This window comes from Cupriavidus sp. 05T313 (genome assembly GCF_056396665.1).
In genome coordinates, this window is the sequence record NZ_JBFTLX010000179.1 from 1 (window position 1) to 21,117 (window position 21,117).

General features: G+C 64.7%; 17 protein-coding genes and 1 pseudogene. 10 read left to right on the top strand and 8 right to left on the bottom strand.

Annotated elements, in window-relative coordinates:
• From AC1DKD_RS29465 to AC1DKD_RS29480, 4 genes are all read right to left on the bottom strand, one after another.
• Positions 1–393, bottom strand: a 393-nt coding sequence (locus tag AC1DKD_RS29465; RefSeq protein ID WP_477144031.1) for a hypothetical protein, incomplete at its 3' end; no start/stop codon positions are given.
• 91 nt (positions 394–484) lie between these two features.
• Positions 485–1,291: a peptidylprolyl isomerase gene (locus tag AC1DKD_RS29470; protein ID WP_441636605.1), complete on the bottom strand. Its 807-nt coding sequence runs from the start codon at positions 1,289–1,291 to the stop codon at positions 485–487.
• 17 nt (positions 1,292–1,308) lie between these two features.
• Entirely contained in the window at positions 1,309–3,024 is a 1,716-nt protein-coding gene (locus AC1DKD_RS29475) for a ShlB/FhaC/HecB family hemolysin secretion/activation protein (RefSeq protein WP_441636622.1), read from the bottom strand.
• Positions 3,025–3,071: 47 nt separating this feature from the next.
• Positions 3,072–5,528, bottom strand: a complete 2,457-nt coding sequence (locus AC1DKD_RS29480; RefSeq protein ID WP_477144032.1) for a filamentous hemagglutinin N-terminal domain-containing protein — start codon at positions 5,526–5,528, stop codon at positions 3,072–3,074.
• 541 nt (positions 5,529–6,069) lie between these two features.
• On the opposite strand from AC1DKD_RS29480, the gene AC1DKD_RS29485 reads away from it, so the two are divergent.
• Positions 6,070–6,459, top strand: a complete 390-nt coding sequence (locus tag AC1DKD_RS29485) for a hypothetical protein (RefSeq protein ID WP_441636609.1) — start codon at positions 6,070–6,072, stop codon at positions 6,457–6,459.
• 149 nt (positions 6,460–6,608) lie between these two features.
• On the opposite strand, the gene AC1DKD_RS29490 is transcribed toward AC1DKD_RS29485, so the two are convergent.
• Positions 6,609–7,421, bottom strand: coding sequence for a hypothetical protein (locus AC1DKD_RS29490; protein ID WP_477144033.1), 813 nt, complete (start codon positions 7,419–7,421; stop codon positions 6,609–6,611).
• 480 nt (positions 7,422–7,901) lie between these two features.
• Complete coding sequence (locus AC1DKD_RS29495) at positions 7,902–8,825, bottom strand: LysR substrate-binding domain-containing protein (RefSeq protein ID WP_441636613.1); 924 nt, start codon at positions 8,823–8,825, stop codon at positions 7,902–7,904.
• Between the two features lie 107 nt (positions 8,826–8,932).
• Here AC1DKD_RS29495 and AC1DKD_RS29500 point away from each other — a divergent pair, with 107 nt between their 5' ends.
• From AC1DKD_RS29500 to AC1DKD_RS29535, 8 genes and pseudogenes are all read left to right on the top strand, one after another.
• A complete protein-coding gene (locus AC1DKD_RS29500; RefSeq protein ID WP_441636615.1) occupies positions 8,933–9,181 on the top strand; it encodes a DUF2917 domain-containing protein in 249 nt (82 codons plus the stop codon).
• A gap of 64 nt (positions 9,182–9,245) precedes the next feature.
• Positions 9,246–10,064, top strand: a complete 819-nt coding sequence (locus tag AC1DKD_RS29505) for a crotonase/enoyl-CoA hydratase family protein (protein ID WP_441636616.1) — start codon at positions 9,246–9,248, stop codon at positions 10,062–10,064.
• Positions 10,065–10,223: 159 nt separating this feature from the next.
• Positions 10,224–11,522, top strand: a complete 1,299-nt coding sequence (tcuC, locus tag AC1DKD_RS29510) for an MFS transporter (protein WP_441636618.1) — start codon at positions 10,224–10,226, stop codon at positions 11,520–11,522.
• Between the two features lie 312 nt (positions 11,523–11,834).
• Positions 11,835–13,388: a class I adenylate-forming enzyme family protein gene (locus tag AC1DKD_RS29515; protein WP_441636620.1), complete on the top strand. Its 1,554-nt coding sequence runs from the start codon at positions 11,835–11,837 to the stop codon at positions 13,386–13,388.
• A gap of 139 nt (positions 13,389–13,527) precedes the next feature.
• Entirely contained in the window at positions 13,528–14,658 is a 1,131-nt protein-coding gene (locus AC1DKD_RS29520; protein WP_477144034.1) for a thiolase domain-containing protein, read from the top strand.
• A pseudogene (locus AC1DKD_RS29525) lies at positions 14,592–14,777 on the top strand (Zn-ribbon domain-containing OB-fold protein); the annotation flags it as partial. The gene AC1DKD_RS29520 and the pseudogene AC1DKD_RS29525, both read left to right, overlap by 67 nt.
• 439 nt (positions 14,778–15,216) lie before the next feature.
• On the top strand, positions 15,217–17,046 hold the full coding sequence (locus AC1DKD_RS29530; protein WP_477144035.1) for a methyl-accepting chemotaxis protein: 1,830 nt from the start codon (positions 15,217–15,219) through the stop codon (positions 17,044–17,046).
• Between the two features lie 335 nt (positions 17,047–17,381).
• On the top strand, positions 17,382–18,629 hold the full coding sequence (locus AC1DKD_RS29535) for a cation:proton antiporter (protein WP_477144036.1): 1,248 nt from the start codon (positions 17,382–17,384) through the stop codon (positions 18,627–18,629).
• A gap of 43 nt (positions 18,630–18,672) precedes the next feature.
• Here AC1DKD_RS29535 and AC1DKD_RS29540 read toward each other — a convergent pair whose 3' ends face one another.
• Entirely contained in the window at positions 18,673–19,671 is a 999-nt protein-coding gene (locus AC1DKD_RS29540; RefSeq protein WP_441636134.1) for a sulfate ABC transporter substrate-binding protein, read from the bottom strand.
• Positions 19,672–20,050: 379 nt separating this feature from the next.
• Between AC1DKD_RS29540 and AC1DKD_RS29545 the strand changes: the two genes are divergently transcribed.
• A complete protein-coding gene (locus AC1DKD_RS29545; protein WP_441636132.1) occupies positions 20,051–20,359 on the top strand; it encodes a Rieske (2Fe-2S) protein in 309 nt (102 codons plus the stop codon).
• Between the two features lie 24 nt (positions 20,360–20,383).
• On the opposite strand, the gene phaZ is transcribed toward AC1DKD_RS29545, so the two are convergent.
• On the bottom strand, positions 20,384–21,117 hold a 734-nt coding region (phaZ, locus tag AC1DKD_RS29550), incomplete at its 5' end, for a polyhydroxyalkanoate depolymerase (RefSeq protein ID WP_477144037.1).

The following is a 21,117-nucleotide window of genomic DNA, read 5'->3' on the forward strand; positions in this document are numbered from 1 at the left end:
GGTGTGAAGCGCAAGGGCGGGTGTGAAGCGCAAGGGCGCGCTCGGGTCCGTGACCGGCGCCGCATAGGCTGCCGTCGGACCGAAGCTGGCCGTCACCGGCAGGTGTGCAACCGCCCAGCGCAACAGGCTTTGACGGACGGCGGCCGCGTGAATCGCCGGAGCCTCCAGTTCGACCGCGCCGGCTGCCAGCACGCCTGCTGCCTGCTGCGCCTGCTGCAGGGTGACCTGCATCGGCCCGACCCACAAGGTCAGCGCAAGCAGGCCCGCGACCGCGCGTGCCGGCACACTGCGGCGCCCCCGATCCGCCATGGAGGCGTCGGGCATGCCGGCGTCTGCCGCTTGCGGATATTGCGGGTTGCACTCGGGCTGCGTGTCCGGTCGGTCGCGATACATGGTGAGTCCTGACGATGCTTTGCTTATTGCTTGATGCTTGATGCGTCTGGGTGGCGGCAGGACCGCCGACGATCGTGGGCGGCGATTGGCCTTACTGGGTGATCCTGGCCTTCGATAGCAACCGGGTGACCAGCGCGGCAGTGGCGCGCTCCAGTTCCTGGGCCTGCAGCGCTTGCTGGATGCCCGGCCTGACCGCTTCGTAGGCCGGTACCTGGGTCGCCCGCACCTCGTCGACCTTGACGAGGAAGCGGCGGTTGTTCCAGGTAATGGGCGCGGCGCTCACCGCACCGGCAGGCAATGTGGAAAGTGCCTGGGCCAGCGGCAACGGCAGGTTCTGGGTCTGTCCCTCCTGCGCCGGCGTCTTGAAGCTGGTCCAGTCCATGGCGCCACCGCTGCCCTTGGATGGCGCGAGGCTCACTGCCTGGGCCACCTTGGCGAAGTCTTCGCCGCTCCTGATGCGCGCCAGGGCCGCGGCGGCGGCTTCGTCGTCGGTCACCTCGATCAGGCGGCCCTTGTATTCCTTGTCGCCAAGGCTTGCCACGATGGCGTTGTAGCGCGCCTTCACCTGCTCGTCGGTGACGGGCGCGGGCTTGATATGGTCCTTGAGCCAGGCCTGGGTCAGGATATTGTTCCTGGCCTCGCGCAGGGCCTGCTGCACGTCGGGGCGCGCTTCCAGCCCCTTGTCCCTGGCGGCTTCCTGGCGGAACAGTTCACGGGCGATCAATTGCTGCTTGACCACGTCGCGTGCCTGCGGCGCATCGGGGAGACCCATCAGCTGCAACGCCCGCGTGATCTGCTCTTCGGTAACGGCGACCCCGTTGACCGAAGCCGCGTGAGCGGCATGCAGGCCCAGCGCCAGCGCGGTGGTGACAAGGAGACGGCTGAGTTGTATTTGCATGACAAGGTCCTTGAAGATCAATAGGTCCAGTTAAAGGTGGCGAGCAGGAGCGTTGCCTTTGCCCCCAGGTAGGCGGGTTGTGCGAGCGGCACGCCCAGCAGCAGTTCACTGGTAAAGGTTTGCCTGGCCCACTGGGCCGACACGCGCAGTCCGGCGCCGGCCCCAGCGACGGACTGCCAGCGGCGCGTCGCTACGTACTGGGCCTGGCCGCCGTCGAGAAACACATATGGCTCCATGCGCATGCCGGCCAGCGCGGGCGCATTGGCCCATGCCAGCTCGTTGCGCAGGTAGGCGCCCCGATCGCCCGCGATCACACCTTCCCGGAAGCCGCGCACGGTGCTCATGCCGCCCGCATAGATCTGCTCCGAGCCGAACAGCGCGACATTGGCCCACTGGCCAACGAGCTGCGCCCGCCAGGCCAGCTGAGCGCGATCGAAAACAAGCGGCAATGGCAGTTGCAGCGTGGCGTTGGCATCCAGCTTCGTGAATTGCGCATGTGCCTCTTCCGGGCGGATGTCGGCCGGATCCCGGGTTGCATTGATGGAAGGCAAACCCCGTGACACGCCTGCTTCGGCCGTGACGTAGCCCGGCTGCCCATTGGCGGCGAAACGGCGCAGGCCGCTCCAGGCCGCCCGCAGTACGGTGAGGCGTTGCGGATCCAGTTGAAGGTTGTTGATCTCCCGCTCGCTCTTGCGGTAGGCAAGCGTCAGGTCGACGGCTTGCCGGCCGGTCTTGTCGCGGGTGAGCACGTGGTTCCAGCCCAGGGTGTGGCCAAAGCTGCGGCCGTACAGCAGCGCCGTGTCGCCAATGACGCTCTGGTACTCCGAGATCGAGCCGGTATAGCTGAAGGTGTTGTAGCCAAACGGCACCGCGGCGGACAGCACCGCGGCGTTGGTATCCGCCGTGCCGATGTAGCTGGCTGAAAACGCCTCCTGGAAGCCCAGGGCATTGTCAGCGTCCAGCCCGAGCCGCGTGCGCGAGATCCCAGTTGTACGGCTGCCGTAGTTGTCTACCCCGGCATTGAAACGGAACCGGTCGCCGGGCTGGTTGGCCAGTGCCACGACGGAACTGCCCGGTGTCTGGCCGGGCAGGATCTGCAGTTCGGCACGATTGCGGCGCAGCCGGTTGATCTGGTCGACGCCCTGCTCCAGATCCTGCAGCCGCACGGTGTCACCCGGCGCCGGGAACTGCCAGGCAGTGCCGGCATCTGTGACCAGTCCCCCACCCATCGTGTCGAACAAGCTGGAACTGGCGGGCCGGATGGCGCGCCCGTTAAGCTGGATCGATTCGAGCTTGCCCGGCACCACCGTCACGACCAGTACGCCAGTGGCAAGGTTCTGCTCCCCCAGGTAGGCGCGGGTGGTGATGTAGCCCTTGGCAACGAAGGCCTCGGTAAAACGCCGCAATAGCAGGTTGATCCGATTGGTACCGAGCGGCTTTCCCAGGAACGGCGCCGTGATGGCGCCGACATCGCTATCAGGGAGGACCGTGTTGCCCTGCACCTGGATGCGCTGGATCACAAAGGTGGTGGAGGATTCCGGTACCGCTTCGACCGGGGCGTCCGACGGCAGCAAAGGCTGAACCTCGATCTGTGCCGGCGGCTGGGTCGCCTCGCGCTCCAGATCCCGCTGGCGTTGCTCGCGCAGCAGGCGCTGGGCGGGATCCTCCGGAACGGGTACCGGTACCGGGCCCGGTGACAGCTGGCTTAGTGCCGGCATGGAGGCGAGCAGCATCGCGGCTGCCGCGATGGCATGGGGGAACGATTTGAACCCGTGCACGATCACCGCCAGAACCAGGAAGTGAGGCCGAGATGATTCTCGATGGCGACGGGATCGCGCTGGCGGGGGCGGATCACGGTAGCGGTGCCGGCGAGCGACACGTCGCCTTCGAAGCTACCGCCGTCGGTCACGGTGTCGCCCACGATACGCGTCCTGGCCGCGGCCATCCAGCTGCCGCCGACGTCCATCGCGTAGAGCCGTGCCCACGTATCGCCGAAGAAGGCCTTGAAGCCGCGGTCGCGCGCGATCGCGGTGTAACCCGTGATGCCGGTGGCATAGGTTACTGGCGCGGTGACCGTAAGGTCTCCCATCGCCCATACGCGGCCGCCCAGGTTCGCGGCCACCTTTCCTGCGTGGATATCGATATTGCCGCTGGCGGACAGCAGTCCGCCAAGCACCGTGGTCGTGGACGATGCCGAGGTGCGGCAGACGATCAGGCAGGAACGGGAATAGTGCGCGCTGCCGGTAGGCACGCCCTCCGTGCGGAACGTATCGGCGGCGCGGATGGCGAGGTTGCCGCTGTCGACCTGGAACTCCCCGCCCCGGTTGATCACGTTCCTGCCGGACAGCGTCATGCCTTTGTCCGCCTTCAGATAGGCAAGCTGTCCCGGCTGGTCCGCGTGGCCATAGTCGATATCGAAACCCGCTGTCTGCGTGGACAGCACCAGCCAACGCTTGCCGGAGGCGGCGTAGAAGGCGCGCTGTTCGTCATTGGCGCCGTCCTGCTTGGTGATGTCGTTGACAAGATCACCTGCGGCTCGCACGTTCAGGTAGCCGTTTGAAATCATGCGGGCGTGGCGGTTGATCACATCGGCGCCGGCCTGCACCACGACATCGTCATCGACGCCGAAGACGATGCCGAGCATTTGCGGAGTCGACGTGTTGAACATGCTGCCCCCCGCTCGTATGGTGACGGCACCGGCCGAAGCTGTATCGTCCGCCATGCGCGTCCGGCCCTCGATCCGGGCGCATGTATTGCGCAGATCGCCGTCGGATTGCATGACCACCCCGCCCCCGGTAGCGATCACCGAGGATTGCGTGGCAACGGAATCCAGCAAGACCGTCCCGCCATGGACGCGGATATCGGTCGCCGCCAACAGGCTGCTGTCATGCTGGGCGTAGTCCGCCGCGGCGGTGATCCTGATTCCGCCTCCGGTGGAACGCACAACAGCATCCTGCAAGACCAGGCTCTGCGCCAGCATGCCAGTGCCTGCCATGCCGTCGACATTGGTGCCGGAAAGCGCGGCGGCATCGGCCTGGATCGTGACCACGCCGCCTCGGGAAACCAGCGCGCTGCGCGAGCCGGCCCGGGTAGTCTGAAGTAGCCTCGCAGCGACCAGCAGGTTGCCCGCCGCGGTCGCCTGCGTGCCGTTCAACGAAAGGCCAGCGCCGGCATCGAACAAGCCGATGCCGCCTGTTGCCTTCAGTGTCGAGTCCGTCAGCTGGATCGGCTGGCTGTGTACCTGGCCCGTTGCGCCAATAACAAGATCGCCCGTCGAACGGGTGCCTGCGCTCAGGGCTGAGCCAGTCAGGCTGACGCGGTCCGAGATGACCTGCAGGTTGCGGCCCGCATCGATGCTGCCGGTACCCGTCAGGCCGCCGCTGCCGACCAGCACGTCCTGCCTGGCCCCGATCCTGCCCGACGCCAGTTGCAAGTCGCCMGTGCCGGACACGATGAAGTCACCCGCCGTAGCGTAGGCAGCGCCGGCGTGACGAACGCCGGCACCCTGATCGGTCACCAGGAGTTCGATACGGCCGGCACTAAGGCTGCCCGCCGCAGTAATGTCCAGCGCGATCCCTTGTCCGGCATTCAGGGCGGGGGCGGAATAGCTGATCCACTTGCTCAGATTGTCCGTGGGAGAAACGCTGGTATCGATCTCTGCCCGGCTGGTTCCGGCCACGGCCCGGATGCGGGCATTGGCGTCGTCGAAGAGATTCTCGAGCTTGCCCTCAATGCGGATCTGCTTGGCCACCAGTTCAAGGTTGAGCAAGGTGCCGGACAGCCCTTCCGGGCCGATCTCGATCGCACCCGCGCTGGTGTTGAGAACCACATTGCGCTGGAGCTGGCCGTTGGCCGCCGTGAAATCGTTGAACGATACCTGCCCGGTGGTCAGCGCGAGATTGCCAATGTTGTGCACCGACGCGCCATTTACGCTGATCCCGTTGGGATTGGCCAGAATGACATTGGCGCGCGGCCCCAGCACGCTCAATGGCCCTTCCAGAATGGAAGGATTGGTGCTGGTTACCTGATTAAGGATCGTCCGGGCGTGCGCCGCGTTGTTGTCGAGATCCACGCCGGCCCGGGGCACGTTGAAGTCGCGATAGGTATTGGTGGAGACGCCACCCACCGCCTGTGCGACGCCCACGGTGATACGGCCATTGGCACCGGTCGCCGCAGTTGTGACAGTGCCGCCGTCTGGCGTGACCCCGCCAGCCAGGCTCCAGGTGGTGGCAAACATTGTGCTAGCCGCGATAGCGGCCAAGCGCAAGCGAGGCCCACGTGCGGATGTGTTCCCAAGATCGACGAATGGTCTTGCCCAATTTCCTGCCTGCTGCACTTCATGCGCCCCGTTGAATGGCTGCGCGGACAGGGCCGTGGTCAGGCTGGAGGCGCTAATACCAAATGGATGGTGCCAACAGCGATTCGCGTCCGCCGCACTGGATCAGGGCGAAACACTAGCAGGATCGCGAAACGCTGAATATCGGATTTGTCTTATTTTGATAAATTTAACAATTCGATCTTAGGACTTGTCTGATTGACTGGTTGTGGAATTTGGTGCAAAGAAGTGGCCATGCACATGCACACAACAACCAATCCATAGGGCGAGAGCATCTTGAAGACACGTGCAAGCCGCAACGCCTGTTCCCGTGCGGGCACATCCTGCATACATCCCCGGACCTCTACATCCTCATTAATTATCAGCCGAAGGACAATGAGCCTGACTATGTCCGCGCATCCTGCTAGGCTGTCGAGGAAGGAAATCCGCAGTTACACTCACGATGACCACTACTTTCCATGGAATGAAATTGCGCTTACTCGGAAGAAGTCGTCGTTATGCATTAGGAATTCTGATAATGTGGCAGGATACATTGTCGTTCACGGCAAAATTCCTGACAATTTCGGCACTTTTATTCGGGGTTAATAATTCGATCGCTTGCAACCCGGGAGAGCACCATTACGTTCACTTTACCGATGCATCAGATGAATCGAGTGGCGCAGAGGCAGGAAAACTCGGAACGTGGATAGTTATTTTAAAAAAATATCAAAATCATCAGATTTTTTTGGATATGCAAAACGCAAAATCGAAGAATATTCAACATAGACAACAGATTGCATCATCGGGATTATTGGACTTGCACTTCTGCATTCTTTTAATCCAAGTCGGATAACGGCCATGAATGCGCGCACGACACCCCACCAAAGTCTGGCTTGACGTATTGCGCATCACAGCCGCCAACCCAGCCGCGATGCACCGCGGCTCATCCGGCAAGACGCCCCCTGCCAGCCTGCCAGGGGGCGCGCGCCAATATGCCAGTGTTTATCGCACTACCGGGGCTGCCGAAACACCGGCAGCCGCTGCTTTCGTCACCTGCTCCATAAAGAACGCCGCGCGCAGCCTGGAAACAGCGGCTTGCGTGCTCTCGTCCACCGACTTCATCAGGTTGGCATATTCCGGCGCCTCGTCCCATTCGCCGGTCACGGGCGTGTGGACCCGTACCGGCTCATACCATTGCAGCCGGTTGGTGCGCAGATCGATCAGCTGGCCCACGAGCGAAACATAGCCCTCCGGTGCGCCAAGCGGCRTGAAGCCGTAGTACTGGCGCGCCGTGCCAAGCCAGCGCGGCGCCACCAGCAGCAGCCGGTCCGCACCATATTGTTTTGCCAGCGGCCGGTAGTCCATCTCGGCGACGCCGTCTCCGGAGCCTTCTGTGAATTTCTTCAATTGCTCCATATCCAGCGGCTCAGGCACCAGCACGACCTTGATCTGACGCGACTCCAGGCCCTTCGCGAATTCCTGCGGCAGCGCCTTCACCACGGAGAAATCCTGACGCTGCAAACGCTCCACGATCGCCTGCGCGTTGGCCTTGTTGATCGCGTAGTCAAGAATCCCCTGCGCGCCGACCATGCTGTGGTTGGGCTCCGGCAGCTTTTGCACTGCCACGGCCACAGTGCTCGTCCGGTCATCGAAGAGCTTCGTGGAGGCGGGGATCGGCTTTTGCACGACAGCACAACCAGCCAGCAAACTGAGCGCCAGGAACAGCCCGGCAAGACGGATACGACCCATGATTTTCCTTGTTGATTTACGTCGTCGAACGCAGCGCTGGCGGCAACCCTCGGCCAGATTCCTCATAGCGAGGCTTGCCTAACCACGTGGTGCGTTCTCTTTTTTGCCGGTGGCGCATCCGTGCCCACGGATGGAAGGGGAAGTGAATCAAGCTACGTGAGATGGCGACGCCATTATCGACATGACTTTTCACGCCCCTCGCGTCCGCAGCCCCGGATTGGGGCGGGGATAGGCGCATCACCAGCGTCTCGTTGGTATCGGCGTCGAAGTTGGCGTCCAGTACCCCACTGAASTCTGGCTTGACGCCTTGATCCACAATCCGCCTGCACTCGCCGCCAAGTTGGGGCGCTGCGATTCGGACAGGTTTTGTGAAATGGCGCCGGCTGTAATACGAATATTCTTAATTGGATTTGCGGAAATTTCCGATCTTCAACAATCCACGTTCGAAAGACGCCAGTCGCGCCTCGGAAACCGGCGCGCTTCGTCGCTTGCGAAAATCGGCTACGCCAACGGCTGTCTCACCTTTACCGCCACGCGTATCCGCCCTCACCCGATCACTTCACCCGCCAACTCCATCTCAAGCCAGGCCCGAAACCGCTCCACCCCAGGTCGCACCACGCTCGACGCAACAATCTGGTAGGTCGGGCCCTCTGCCACATGCTCGGGCAGGACCACCTGCAACTGCCCGCTCTTGAGCATCGGCAGCACCATCGGCGTACGCCCTATCGCAATGCCCGCCTGCTGGGCGGCGGCATTCAGCACATGCGCGTACTGCGAAAAATACAGGCACGCCTGCTTGGACGAGCGCATCAGGCCCAGGCGCTGGTACCACTGTGTCCACGACATCCAGTCAAAGCGGGCGCCGGGGTCATGGAACACCAGCAAAGGCGTATCGAGGATCTGCCGCGCCTCCGTAATGCGTGCCGCCACGGCCGGCGCGGCCACCAGCAGCAGGCGCTCTTGCAGCAGTGGGCGGGGATCGTCCCGGCCAAGCGGATGCGCGTTGAGCCGGATGGCGAGGTCGATGCCTTCGCGTTCGAGGTTGAGCATCGCTTCCGAGGCATCGATGCGAACGTCGATGCCGGGCTCGGCCGCCTGGAATCGCGCCAGCTTGGGCACCARCCAGAGCGAGGCGAACGACGGCGTGGTGGTGACGGCGATGGAGATGCGGTCGACGGCAAGCAGGCGGTCGATAGCGGCGCCCAGCTGGCCAATTGACAAACGCGCCGCCTCAAACAGCTGGCGGCCTTCCGGTGTCAGGCTCAGGCCCTTGCCGCCGCGCAGGAACAGCGCCGCGCCAAGCACGTCCTCCAGGCTCTTGACCTGTTTGCTGACCGCCGATTGGGTGATGCAAAGCTCTTCGGCGGCGGCGGTGAAACTCAGGTGGCGCGCCGCGGATTCGAAGCCACGCAGGGCTTCCAGCGACATGGCGCGCAACGCATTGGTCGAGGCTCGGCTCAGGATTGACATGACGGCCAGGCATACCCTTGATGAAAAAGCTTCCGGGCGGCCCTGGCGGTTCCCGGCAAGAATGCAAGCACCGCTCCAGAGATTGGCGCGCTCGCCAGGAGGCTATCGTGAGCACTACGCAAGGCAACTGGATCCTCGGCCCGGACCCGCTGCGGATCCCGCTCGGAATGGGATCTTACCTGATCTGCACGGAGGGCATGGTGTGGCTCACGCAGCAGTCTGCCGCACTGGAAGCGGCTGGGCGCGACACGATACTGGCTTGCGGCGATCGCTTTTGCGCCGGGCGGGAGGCGGTGGTCTTTGTTTCCAGCTTTCGCGGCCGCCCGGCACGCATCGCCGTTCGCGGAACCGCCTGACCATTTCACCTCGCCTGCACCAGCACGGAAGTCAAGACAATGAGGACAACCACGGGATGCAAACATGACCGATATTACCGACATGGCCAACGCGAAAGAGCTGGTGCAATATGAACAACTCGGCCAGCATGCATTGTTGACACTGAACCGCCCCGGCAAGCTTAACGCCCTGAGCTATCCGCTCATCGACGCGCTGATGGACAGGCTCGATGCTCTTGAGGCCGACCCTGCCGTGCGTTGTGTCATCCTTACCGGCAGCGGTACGCGCGCCTTCAGCGCGGGCGCCGACATTGCAGGCTTCGCGCCGGACATCGCGGCTTCGCCGGAACAGGCGCTGCGCAGCTTCCTGCAGCGGGGACAGGCCATGACGCGGCGCATCGAAGCCTTCCCCAAGCCGGTCATCGCGGCGGTCAACGGCCTGGCTTTCGGCGGCGGTTGCGAGACCGTGGAAGCCTGCAGCTTGGCCATCGCGGCCGGGCACGCTACCTTTGCCAAACCCGAGATCAAGCTGGGCTTCCCGCCCACCTTCGGCGGCACCCAGCGCCTGCCGCGCCATGTGGGCCGCAAGCGCGCCAATGAAATGATCCTGACAGGCGAGCCCATCGACGCGGACGCCGCGCTGCGGTTCGGCCTGGTCAATCAGGTAGTGGATGCCGCTGACCTGCTGCCCGCCTGCCTGCGGCTGGCCGACCGGATTGCGCGGCATTCATCGATTGCCGTCACCGCCTCGCTGCGCGCGGTCCCGCGGGGCATCAACCTGCCGATCGACGAAGGCCTGGCGGTGGAAGCCATGCAGTTCATGATCGCCGCGGGTTCGCTCGATGCGCGCGAAGGCAGCCGCGCCTTCGTCGAAAAGCGTCCGGCGGTGTTTCGCGGGGCGTGAGCGGGCGTACCGGCCGTGGCGAAGCACTGGCGCTGGCACGCGCCGGGCTGGCAATGGCCGCTTGCAGCGCATATATTGACCAGCACAAGCGCGGCCAACTGGCCGGCCATCCGCCTCTGGCGGCGGATGGCCGGGACAGCGTGCCAAAGGAGACTGGCGATGCAAGCGGAGATGGCCGGCACGGCCGCACCCGACTCCTCCAGACTGGGCGCGGTGCTGCGCGTCACCAGCGGCAACTTCCTCGAACAGTTCGACTTCTTCCTGTTCGGCTTCTACGCCACCTATATCTCCCACGCTTTCTTTCCGGCCAATAGCGAGTTCGCCTCGCTGATGCTGACCTTCGCCGTGTTTGGCGCGGGGTTCCTGATGCGCCCGCTGGGCGCCATCATGCTGGGTGCCTATATCGACAAGGTGGGACGCCGCAAGGGACTGATCGTGACGCTGTCGCTCATGGCAAGCGGCACCATCCTGATCGCCCTCGTGCCAGGCTATGCCACCATCGGCCTGCTGGCGCCGCTGCTGGTGCTCACCGGCCGCCTGTTGCAGGGCTTCTCCGCGGGCGCCGAACTGGGCGGCGTTTCGGTCTACCTGGCTGAAATGGCAACGCCGGGCCACAAGGGCTTCTATACCGCTTGGCAGTCGGCCAGCCAGCAGATTGCCATCATCGTGGCGGCCGGGCTCGGCTTTGGCCTGAACCGCTGGCTGACCGCCGAGGAACTGGGTGCCTGGGGCTGGCGCATTCCGTTCTTTGTCGGCTGCCTGATCGTGCCTTTCCTTTTCGTGCTGCGCCGTTCGTTGCAGGAAACCGTGGAGTTCCGCGCCCGGCGGCACCATCCCAGCACGCGCGAGGTATTCGATTCCATGCTGCGCAACTGGCGCACGGTGCTGGCCGGCATGCTGCTGGTGGCAATGACCACCACCACGTTTTACCTGATCACCGTCTATACCCCGACCTTTGGCAAGACGGTGCTCAAGCTCAGCACCGCCGACAGCCTGGCAGTGACGCTGTGCGTGGGCATCTCCAACTTTCTCTGGCTGCCTGTTGGCGGCGCGCTCTCCGACCGCATCGGCCGCCGTCCTATCCTGCTGGCGATTTCGGCGATCGCCCTGGCCACAGCCTATCCCGCGCTATCGTGGCTGGCCGGCGCGCCCAGCTTCGAACGCATGCTGCTGGTGCTGCTGTGGCTCTCCTTCCTCTTTGGCATGTACAACGGCGCCATGGTGGTGGCGCTGACCGAGGTGATGCCGGTCGAGGTGCGGGTGGCGGGTTTCTCGCTGGCCTACAGCCTGGCCACGGCCGTGTTCGGCGGGTTTACGCCGGCAGTGTCGACCTACCTGATCGAGGCCACCGGCGACAAGGCCGCGCCGGGTTACTGGATGTCCTTTGCCGCTGCGTGCGGGTTGCTGGCCACCATCATCCTGTATCGCAAGGCGCGCCCCGTGGCCAAGGCATTTTGACGACAATCAGGCGCCGCAAACAGCATGATTTGGCAGCGCCGCCCCCTTGCGCACCGTTTCCGCACCGTTTCCGCACCATTTTCGCGCCGTTTGTGCACCGCACCAACCATTCCCGGCAAGCCCCTCTTCCAAAAAGCCAAATTGTCGAAGCCGGCGCAAGGCGCGACACTCCGTACCTGCAGCGGGCGCCACGGGCGCGGCGGGCAAGCCATCGCCCGCCCGGCATTGCGCCCGCCAGCCTGGCACGAGAACAAGGCAGCATGCCAGCCACGCGATAAGCAGGAACACCCCGAGAGCCGCAACGGCAGCCCTATGTCACCGACAAGCACTGACTTCACCCCCCTCGCCGCCTTGGTCGACGCTCAAGCCGCGCTACGGCCGCGGCACCCGGCCGTGGTGCTGGACCAGCGCAGCATTGACTTCGCCGGCCTGAACCGGCTCGCCGACCGCGTCGCCGCCGCGCTGCAGCGCGATGGTGTGCCGGCGCGGGGGGCCGTGGCCATCTGCGCGGCAACCTCGATCGAATACGTCGCCGCCTTCCTCGGCAGCCTGCGCGCCGGCGTGGCGGTGGCGCCGCTGTCCCCGGCCCTGAACCCGGAGACGCTGCGCGGCATGGTGCAGGATTCGGGGGCGCGCCGGCTGTTTATCGACGCCGGCACGCGCAGCGCCTTGCAAGGGCTGGAAGCCGAACTCGGGATTCCTTGCATCGCGCTGGACGACAGCGGCGCGGGCCTGGCCTTCACGGAGTGGCTGGCACCGCCGGACGCGCGCCCGGCGAGCGTCGACGTGCAGCCCGACTGGCCCTTCAACCTGATCTACTCGTCCGGCACCACCGGCGTGCCCAAGGGCATCATCCAGCCCTTCGGCATGCGCTCGTCGCACGTGCAGCGCGCCACCCAGGGCGGTTACGGCCCCGACAGCGTGGCGCTGCTATCGACCCCGCTGTACTCCAACACCACGCTGGTCAGCCTGTTTCCCACCTTGTCGCTGGGCGGCACCGTGGTGCTGATGCGCAAGTTCGACGCCGGCCAGTATCTCGAACTGGCGGCCAGGCACCGTGTCACCCACACCATGCTGGTGCCGGTGCAGTACCAGCGCATCCTGGCGCACCCGGATTTCGCCCGCACCGACTTGTCGTCGTTCCGCTACAAGTTTTGCACCAGCGCGCCCTTCGCCGCCGCACTGAAGGCTGAAGTGCTGGCACGCTGGCCCGGCGCGCTGATCGAGTACTACGGCATGACCGAGGGCGGTGGGCGGTGCGAGCTGCGCGCGCATGAACATCCGGACAAATTGCACACGGTCGGGCGCCCTTCCGCGGATACGGATATGCGGCTGCTGGACGACGATGGCCGGGAGTTGCCGGCCGATGCGCCGGCCGGCACGCCGGGCGAGATCGTCGGGCACTCGCCCGCGATGATGTCCGGCTACCACAATCATCCGGAGAAGACCGCGGAGGCCGAGTGGTTCGATGCCGCCGGCAAGCGCTTCATCCGCACGGGCGATGTCGGTTACTTCGATGCCGACGGCTTTCTCGTCCTGATGGACCGCAAGAAGGACATGGTCATCTCGGGTGGCTTCAATATCTATCCGAGCGATATCGAGGCGGTATTGCTGGAACATGCGGACATCGCCGACGCGGCCGTGGTCGGCGTGCCCTCGGAGCGCTGGGGCGAAACGCCGGTGGCCTTCGTGGTGCTGCAGCCGGGCGCCACGTCCGATACAGCCGGACTGCTGGACTGGGTCAACGGGCGGCTCGAAAAAATGCAGCGGCTTGCCGCACTGGTGTTGACGGACGAACTGCCGCGCAACGCTATCGGTAAAGTGCTCAAGCGCGACTTGCGCGAACAGTACGGGCGCGCGCCCTGAACGCGAAGCACGCCGCGACAAGCAAGAACGCGAGGCATCTGTTTTAATCATTTCGCCGGTTCGATGATTCGATGATTCGATGTTTCATTGATTCGACGATTGCAGGACAACAAAGTACCCCGAACAACCAGGGAGACCCATGAGCATCAAAGGCAAGGCATATATCGTCGGGGCCTACGAGCACCCGACCCGCAAGGCACCGGACAAGACCGTCGCGCAACTGCACGCCGAGTGCGCCAAGGGCGCGCTGGAGGACGCAGGACTCAGCCTGCAGGACGTGGATGGCTATTTCTGCGCGGGCGACGCGCCCGGCCTCGGCGCGCTCAAYATGGTCGACTACCTCGGCCTGAAGGTGCGCCACGTCGATTCCACCGACACCGGCGGCTCGGCGTACCTCGTCCACGTGTCGCACGCCRCGCAGGCCATCGCCGCCGGCAAGTGCAATGTGGCGCTGATCACGCTGGCGGGGCGGCCGCGCTCGGAAGGGTCGAGCGGCACGCAAGCGCGCAACTGGGGCGCCAACCTGCCCGACCAGCCGTTCGAGGCGCCGTTCAACCCGGTGACKKTGAATCTGTACGCGATGGTGGCGATGCGCCACATGTACCAGTACGGCACCACCAGCGAGCAGCTGGCGTGGATCAAGGTCGCAGCGTCGCATCATGCCCAGCACAATCCCAACGCCATGTTGCGCGATGTGGTGACCGTTGACGRCGTGCTGAACTCGCCAATGATCTCCGATCCACTCCGCAAGCTCGACTGCTGCGTGGTGTCCGACGGCGGCGGCGCGCTCATCGTGGCGCGTCCGGAAATCGCCGCCAGGCTCAAGCGTCCCAAGGTCAAGATCCTTGGCGCCGGCGAAGCCGTCAAGGGCCAGCTCGGCGGCATGGTGGACCTGAGCTGGTCGGGCGCCGCCATTTCGGGCCCGGTCGCCTTTGAAGAAGCCGGCATCCGGCCGTCCGACATCAAGTACGCCTCGATCTACGACAGCTTCACCATCACGGTGCTGATGCAGCTGGAAGACCTGGGCTTCTGCAAGAAGGGCGAAGGCGGCAAGTTCGTGGCCGACGGCAACCTGATTTCCGGCGTGGGCAAGCTGCCCTTCAATACCGACGGCGGCGGCCTGTGCAACAACCATCCCGCCAACCGCGGCGGCATCACCAAGGTGATCGAGGCCGTGCGCCAGTTGCGCGGCGAAGCGCACCCAGCGTCACGCGCCGTGCGGGTCCCACGCCCTTCTGCATTGCCTATGTGGCGCTGGAAGAGGGCGTGACCATGATGACCAACATCGTGGATTGCGACCTGGATACCGTGCGTATCGGGCAGGAAGTGAAACTCGTGTTCACGCCGACGGAGGATGGGCCGCCCATGCCCACCTTCACGCCGCGCTGAGCGGCGTCAGCGCAAGAAGGCCCGCGGCCCGGCCGCGGCGCCACTCACATGGGCATCAGTCCACGCCGCCTCCGGACGGCTGGCTCCTCCCCGATGCCGTCCATGCAGCCGACACCGCGCCGGCGTGGTCCGAAGTCTGGATTCCTGTGCGTCGTTTCCTATCGGAAGCGGGCGGCCAGGGCGTAGCTGGCAAGAAAGCACAGGGCTTTCCAGCGCCTGAATGTCCGGGACACCAGACAGGCAGCGAGAGCGTTTTCAACGCGCAATAGCGACGAATTCATCACGCGCCTGCCCCCAGGATTCCCCCGCGCAGCGAAATGTCTTCTCATTTCCGCTCCAGCCCTACAGTTCTCCAACAGCCTTCCGTTAGCCGGGGCATGCTGGCCGACAACAAAATTGTCGGAGGCCTTTTTCCACAACCGCCCCCTACCCATCGCGCATGCTTCTCTCGCTACGTACACGCATTACGGCGACCTGTGTCGCCATTGTTGTCACCGCCCTGTCCGCATCCACCGCCATCACCTACGTTGTCACGAAGCACAGCGACGAACGCGCCCTGAGGCAAAACCTCGCCACAATCACCCAAGGCAACGCCCAGGCCATCACCGAATGGCTGACCGCGAGAGCCGCCATGGTGGAAGCAGTTTCCCCTGAGAGCCTCGCCAGCGACCCCATGTCCGCGGTCACGCAACTGGAGAAATCCGGCGGCTTTGTCGTGGCTTACGCCGGCTTTCCCGACAAGCGCGCCGTATTCTCCCGCGACCTTGGCATCCCCGCCGGTTACGACCCCACGGGCCGCCCGTGGTACCAGGCTGCCGTCAAGACCGGCAAGCTGGTGATCACGCAACCCTATGAGGACATTGCCTCGAAGAAAYTCGTGGTGACGCTGGCCCTGCCGGTGTTGGCCAATGGCGAGCTGAAGGCCGTCGTGGCCGCCGACGTGAACCTGGATGCCGTCACTTCCATCGTGACGGGCATCCACCCCACCCCTGCCAGCTTCGCCTTCCTGGCTGACAACAACGGCCGCATCGTTGCGCATCCCGATGCGAAGCTCAACCTCAAGCCGGCCACCGACCTGTCCGCCGAGTTGACAACGAACGCGCTCGGCAGCCTGGCCGATCCCGAGAAGCCACTCGCGGTGAAGATTGCCGGCGCCGCCAAGCTGCTCCATGCGGAGCCGGTGAAGAATTCGGACTGGGAACTGGTTGTCGCCATGGATGAGGGAGAGGCCCTGGCCGGTCTGCGTAGTGTGCTGCGGGCCATGTTCATGACGCTGGTGGTCGTGGCGTGTCTCGCGGCCGGTGTGGGCTCCGTGATGACTGCCTCGGCGTTCCGGCGGCTGTCCCAGGTGCGCGAAGCGATGGATGAGATCGGCTCCGGGCACGGCGACCTGACCAAGCGGCTGCCCGCTGACGGAGAAGACGAAGTCGCCCAGATCGCCCGCTCGTTCAATCAGTTTGCCGACAAGCTGTCGACCGTCCTGATCGATATCCGCGACAGCAGCGAATCCGTGCGGACCGCGGCCGCGGAAATCTCCCAGGGCAATATCGATCTTTCATCGCGCACCGAGCAGGCCGCCGCCAGCCTGGAACAGACGGCCGCGTCCATGGACCAGCTTACCGGCACCGTGCAGAACTCGGCCGAAGCCGCCGTGCGCGCCGGCGAGCTGGCCGCCTCGGCCTCGCAGGTCGCCAACCGGGGGGGCGAAGCCGTTGCGCGGGTGGTGACCACGATGCAGGAGATTTCCACGGCATCGGCCAAGATCCACGACATCATCGGTGTCATCGACGGCATCGCATTCCAGACCAATATCCTGGCGCTGAACGCCGCCGTGGAAGCCGCCCGCGCCGGTGAACAAGGCCGCGGGTTCGCCGTGGTGGCCGGCGAAGTCCGCACCCTTGCGCAACGCAGCGCGCAGGCCGCCAAGGAAATCAAGGCCTTGATCAGCAAGTCGGTGGCGAAGGTGGATTCGGGCGCGGACCTTGTGCAGGAAGCAGGGGAAACCATGAACAGCATCGTCGCCAGCGTGAAGCAGGTCGAGCAGGTGCTTCGGGAAATCTCGGCCGCCGGCAGCGAGCAAAGCGTCGGCATCATGCAGGTCAACCAGGCCGTGGGCCAGCTCGACAACACGACGCAACAGAATGCGGCGCTGGTCGAGCAAGCGTCGGCCGCTGCCGGCTTCCTGCATGAGCAAGCCAACAAGCTTGCCGATGCGGTGAGCCAGTTCCGGCTGGCCAGGGCCCATGGCGACGCCAGGGCCGTAGCCTGAAGCGCCGGACAGGAGGCGGCATGTGCCAAAGCCGTCTGCAATGACGACGGCGTCCACTTCACTCTCTCCCCTCAGGGGGAGATTTGGAAAGAGAGGGCTCCGCTACGGCTGAACCCTCTTTTCATTCGGAGAGGACATACGCCGTGGTGGGCCGCAAAGCTGCCCAGAAAGAAGCGTCCCTTCCCTCCTTTCCAACCTTCCAACCGCATTTGAAGAAATATCCCAAATACTGGCAGCTTGCACGTGGCATAAAATACACTTCGCCGCGTCCAGGCACGATCCGAACGCGGCCTCATCCACCTCGCAATGCCTGTAAGGCAGGAGACCCCCCTCGCATGACTGTGTTCCAAGGGACCGGCGCCCTTTTCACCCTCATCGCCATTTTTGGCGTCATCAACCACCGCTTTATCAAGCTGCCCGATACATTGGGCATCACTGCCGTCGGCCTGGTGGCCTGCCTGAGCGTCTCCATCCTCGGCTTCAACCATCCTGAAATGGTCGCGCAGGCCCGCAAGCTGGTGGCCCAGATCGATTTCTCCGATGTTGTGTTCCATGGCCTGCTCAGCCTGCTGCTGTTTGCCGGCGCCCTCCACGTCGACCTCTCACGCATGCGCCGTCAGCGCCGGGCCGTGATCATGCTGGCCACCGTGGGCGTGGTGATCTCCACCGCCGCGGTCGGTGCCGGCTTCTACTATGTGGCGCAATGGCTCGGCCACCCGATCAGCCTGCTGTGGTGCCTGGTATTCGGCGCCCTGATTTCTCCCACCGACCCGATCGCCGTGCTGAGCGTGCTCAAGAGCGCGGGCGCGCCGGAAAGCCTGGAAACCAAGATTGCCGGCGAGTCCCTGTTCAACGACGGCACCGCGGTGGTGGCGTTCCTGACGCTGGTGGGCCTGGCCACCGGCGCCACCGATTTCTCTCCCTCCCATGTGGCGGTGGCGCTGGTGCGCGAAGTGCTTGGCGCCGTGGCGCTGGGCATCGTGGTCGGCTACGTGGCATCGCTGCTGCTGCGGGGTATCGACAGCTATCCCGTCGAGATCCTGATCACGCTGGCGCTGGCCACCGGCGGCTACAGCCTGGCCGAAGTGGTACACGTGTCGGCGCCGCTGTCGGTGGTCATCATGGGCCTGGTGATCGGTAATCACAGCGCCACCAAGTCGATGTCGGAAAAGACGCGCGAGCATTTGTTCAACTTCTGGGGCCTGCTCGACGAGTTGCTCAACCTGGTGTTGTTCGGCCTGATCGGGCTGGAGATCATCRCCCTGTCCCTGCAGCTGCATATCGTCTGGCTGGGGCTCGCGGCGATTCCCGTGGTGCTGCTGGCGCGCGGCATCAGCGTGGCCATCCCGCTGCTGGCGCTGCAGAACTTCCGCCGGCTCAATCCGCACTCGGCCACCATCATGACCTGGGGCGGCCTGCGCGGCGGCATCTCGATCGCGCTGGCGCTATCGCTGCCGGAGTTCCCGGGCCGCGAGATGCTGATCGGCGTGACCTACCTGGTGGTGGTGTTCAGCCTGCTGATCCAGGCCACCACGCTGGGCAAGCTGGTCAGGCACCTGAATGGCCTGAACGCGAAGCGATAGCCGCAAGGCGCGCGGCGGAGCGCATCCGGCGCGCGCATCGGCCTTACAGACGGCTCTGGTAGATCTTGTCGAATTCGCCGCCATCGGCGAAATGCCGGCTCTGGGCCTGGGCCCAGCTACCGAACACATCGCTCACGGAGAACAGCTGGATCGGCCGGAACAGCGCCGCGTGGGTTTTTAGCACGGCCGCCGAACGCGGCCGGTAGAACTGGCGGGCGATCACGTCCTGGCCGGCATCGGACCACAGGTATTGCAGGTAAGCCGTCGCCACCTTGCGCGTGCCGCGCTTGTCCACCACCTTGTCGACCACGGCCACCGGCGCCTCCGCGATGATCGACTGGCTCGGATACACCACCTCGAAATTGTCCCCCAGTTCCTTGCGGATCTGGTGCACCTCGCTCTCGAAGGTGGCCAGCACATCGCCAAGCTGGCGCTGCGTAAAACTGGTGGTCGCGCCCCGGCCGCCCGTATCGAGCACCGGCACATTGCGGAACAGCCGGCTCACCGCGTCGCGCGCCTGCGCCTCGCTGCCGCCCTTGCGGATGGCCGCGCCCCACGCCGCCAGATAGGTGTAGCGCCCGTTGCCCGAGGTCTTGGGATTGGGCACGATCACCTGCACGCCCGAGCGGCCCAGGTCCTCCCAGTCCAGGATGCGCTTGGGATTGCCCTTGCGTACCAGGAACACGATGGTGGAGTAGTACGGCGCGGCATTGTCGGGCAAGCGCTTCTTCCAGTCCTGCACCACCACGCCGCGTTGCACCAGGATGTCGATATCGGTCTCCTGGTTCATCGTCACCACGTCGGCCTCCAGGCCATCGGCCACCGAACGCGCCTGCTTGCTGGAGCCGCCGTGCGACTGGTTGACGACGAGCGTCTCGCCGCTCGCCTGCTTCCAGTTGGCGACAAAACCAGGGTTTATCTCGCGGTACAGCTCGCGGGTGACGTCATAGCCGGCGTTGAGGATGGCGGTGTCGGCCAGCGCGGGCAAGGCCGCGCCGAGCAGCAGGCCCGTGGCAAGGAGACGGTGCAGGAGGATTGGCATGTGGTGGACGGTGGTTGGATGAGAGGAAGCGGCGCCGCGCCGCAAGAGCCGACGCGCGCGCGACCTTTCATTGTCCACAGCAAGGCAACCGGGACGGAACGAAGCTTTCCGCATGTCGATAGACGGTCGACAGCCGGGCGTCCAAAGAAAGAACATGATCCGGCGCTCGCTCAACGGCTCCTGTCCTTCCCCTACCCGCCGTGGGGGGGCTACCGCCATGGCAGGCGCCTATCATCAAGGCTGCGTCGAGAGGCCTCCCGCAGTCCTCCCAGCTTCGCACCCGCGCCGCAAGCCGGAAACGCAGACGCCTTGCGGCGCCATTGCTGTAGCCGCTTCTGCCGGCGCCGGCGCCACTAAGAACTATTTCACAGGACGTGAGATGACCGAAGTCACCCTTGCCTTGACCGACATCCCGGACGGCCGCTGCCGGCTGCTCCGCATTGGCACGCATGAAGTCGCGGTGTTCCATGTCAATGGACATGTCCACGCACTGGCCGACAGTTGCCCCCACGCCGGCGCATCGCTGGCGGGGGGCAAAGTCGACGGCACCACCGTCCAGTGCCGAGCGCATGGCTTGCGGTTCAACCTGGCAACCGGCCACATGGCGGGTAACGCCGCCCTGGCGGTCAAGTGCTACCCGGTAACCGTTTCCGGCGGGATGGTTACGGTTGCGGCACCCGACGACTGACGCGCCCCCAGCCGGGCGGACGCTCTAGGCGTTACGAATGAATGCCCGGACTTCCGGGTAAATGTCCTCGCGCCAGCGGCGGCCAGAGAAGATGCCATAGTGGCCGCACCCGGCGGCGGTAATGTGCTTCTTGCCCTCTCGCGCGATGCCAGTGCACAACTCGTGCGCCGCCGCCGTCTGGCCGGCGCCCGAGATGTCGTCCAGTTCGCCTTCGATGGTCAACAGCAGAGTGCCCTTGATGTCCTGCGGCCGCACCGGCTTGCCGTCGACTTCCCAGGTGCCGTTGGCAAGGCGGAATTCCTGGAATACCTCGCGGATGGTGTCGAGGTAGAACTCGGCGTCGATATCCAGCACCGCGTTGTATTCGTCGTAGAAGCGCACATGGGCTTCCGCGTCGTCGGCATCGCCTTCGACCAGGTTCAGGTAATAGTCGTAGTGCGAAGTCAGGTGACGGTCCGGGTTCATCGCGACGAAGCCTGCGTGCTGCAAAAAGCCCGGATACACCTTGCGGCCATGCCCGGGGTAATTCGCCGGCACCGTGTGAATCACATTATTTTCGAACCACTTGAACGACTTGTTGGTCGCCAGCGAATTCACCGCGGTCGGACTGCGCCGCGCATCGATCGGRCCGCCCATCATGGTCATGGTCTTGGGCGTCTTCTCGCCGGCCGAGGCCAGCAGGGAGATGGCCGCGAGCACCGGCACCGTAGGCTGGCACACCGAAATCACATGCAGGTTTTCCGCGCCGATGTGGCGGA

Excerpts from the sequence above, each read along its gene's own strand:
- AC1DKD_RS29470 (WP_441636605.1), bottom strand. The coding sequence starts at position 1,291 with ATGCAAATACAACTCAGCCGTCTCCTTGTCACCACCGCGCTGGCGCTG.
- AC1DKD_RS29475 (WP_441636622.1), bottom strand. The coding sequence starts at position 3,024 with ATGCTGCTCGCCTCCATGCCGGCACTAAGCCAGCTGTCACCGGGCCCG.
- AC1DKD_RS29485 (WP_441636609.1), top strand. The coding sequence starts at position 6,070 with ATGACCACTACTTTCCATGGAATGAAATTGCGCTTACTCGGAAGAAGT.
- AC1DKD_RS29505 (WP_441636616.1), top strand. The coding sequence starts at position 9,246 with ATGACCGATATTACCGACATGGCCAACGCGAAAGAGCTGGTGCAATAT.
- tcuC (WP_441636618.1), top strand. The coding sequence starts at position 10,224 with ATGCAAGCGGAGATGGCCGGCACGGCCGCACCCGACTCCTCCAGACTG.
- AC1DKD_RS29515 (WP_441636620.1), top strand. The coding sequence starts at position 11,835 with ATGTCACCGACAAGCACTGACTTCACCCCCCTCGCCGCCTTGGTCGAC.
- AC1DKD_RS29540 (WP_441636134.1), bottom strand. The coding sequence starts at position 19,671 with ATGCCAATCCTCCTGCACCGTCTCCTTGCCACGGGCCTGCTGCTCGGC.
- AC1DKD_RS29545 (WP_441636132.1), top strand. The coding sequence starts at position 20,051 with ATGACCGAAGTCACCCTTGCCTTGACCGACATCCCGGACGGCCGCTGC.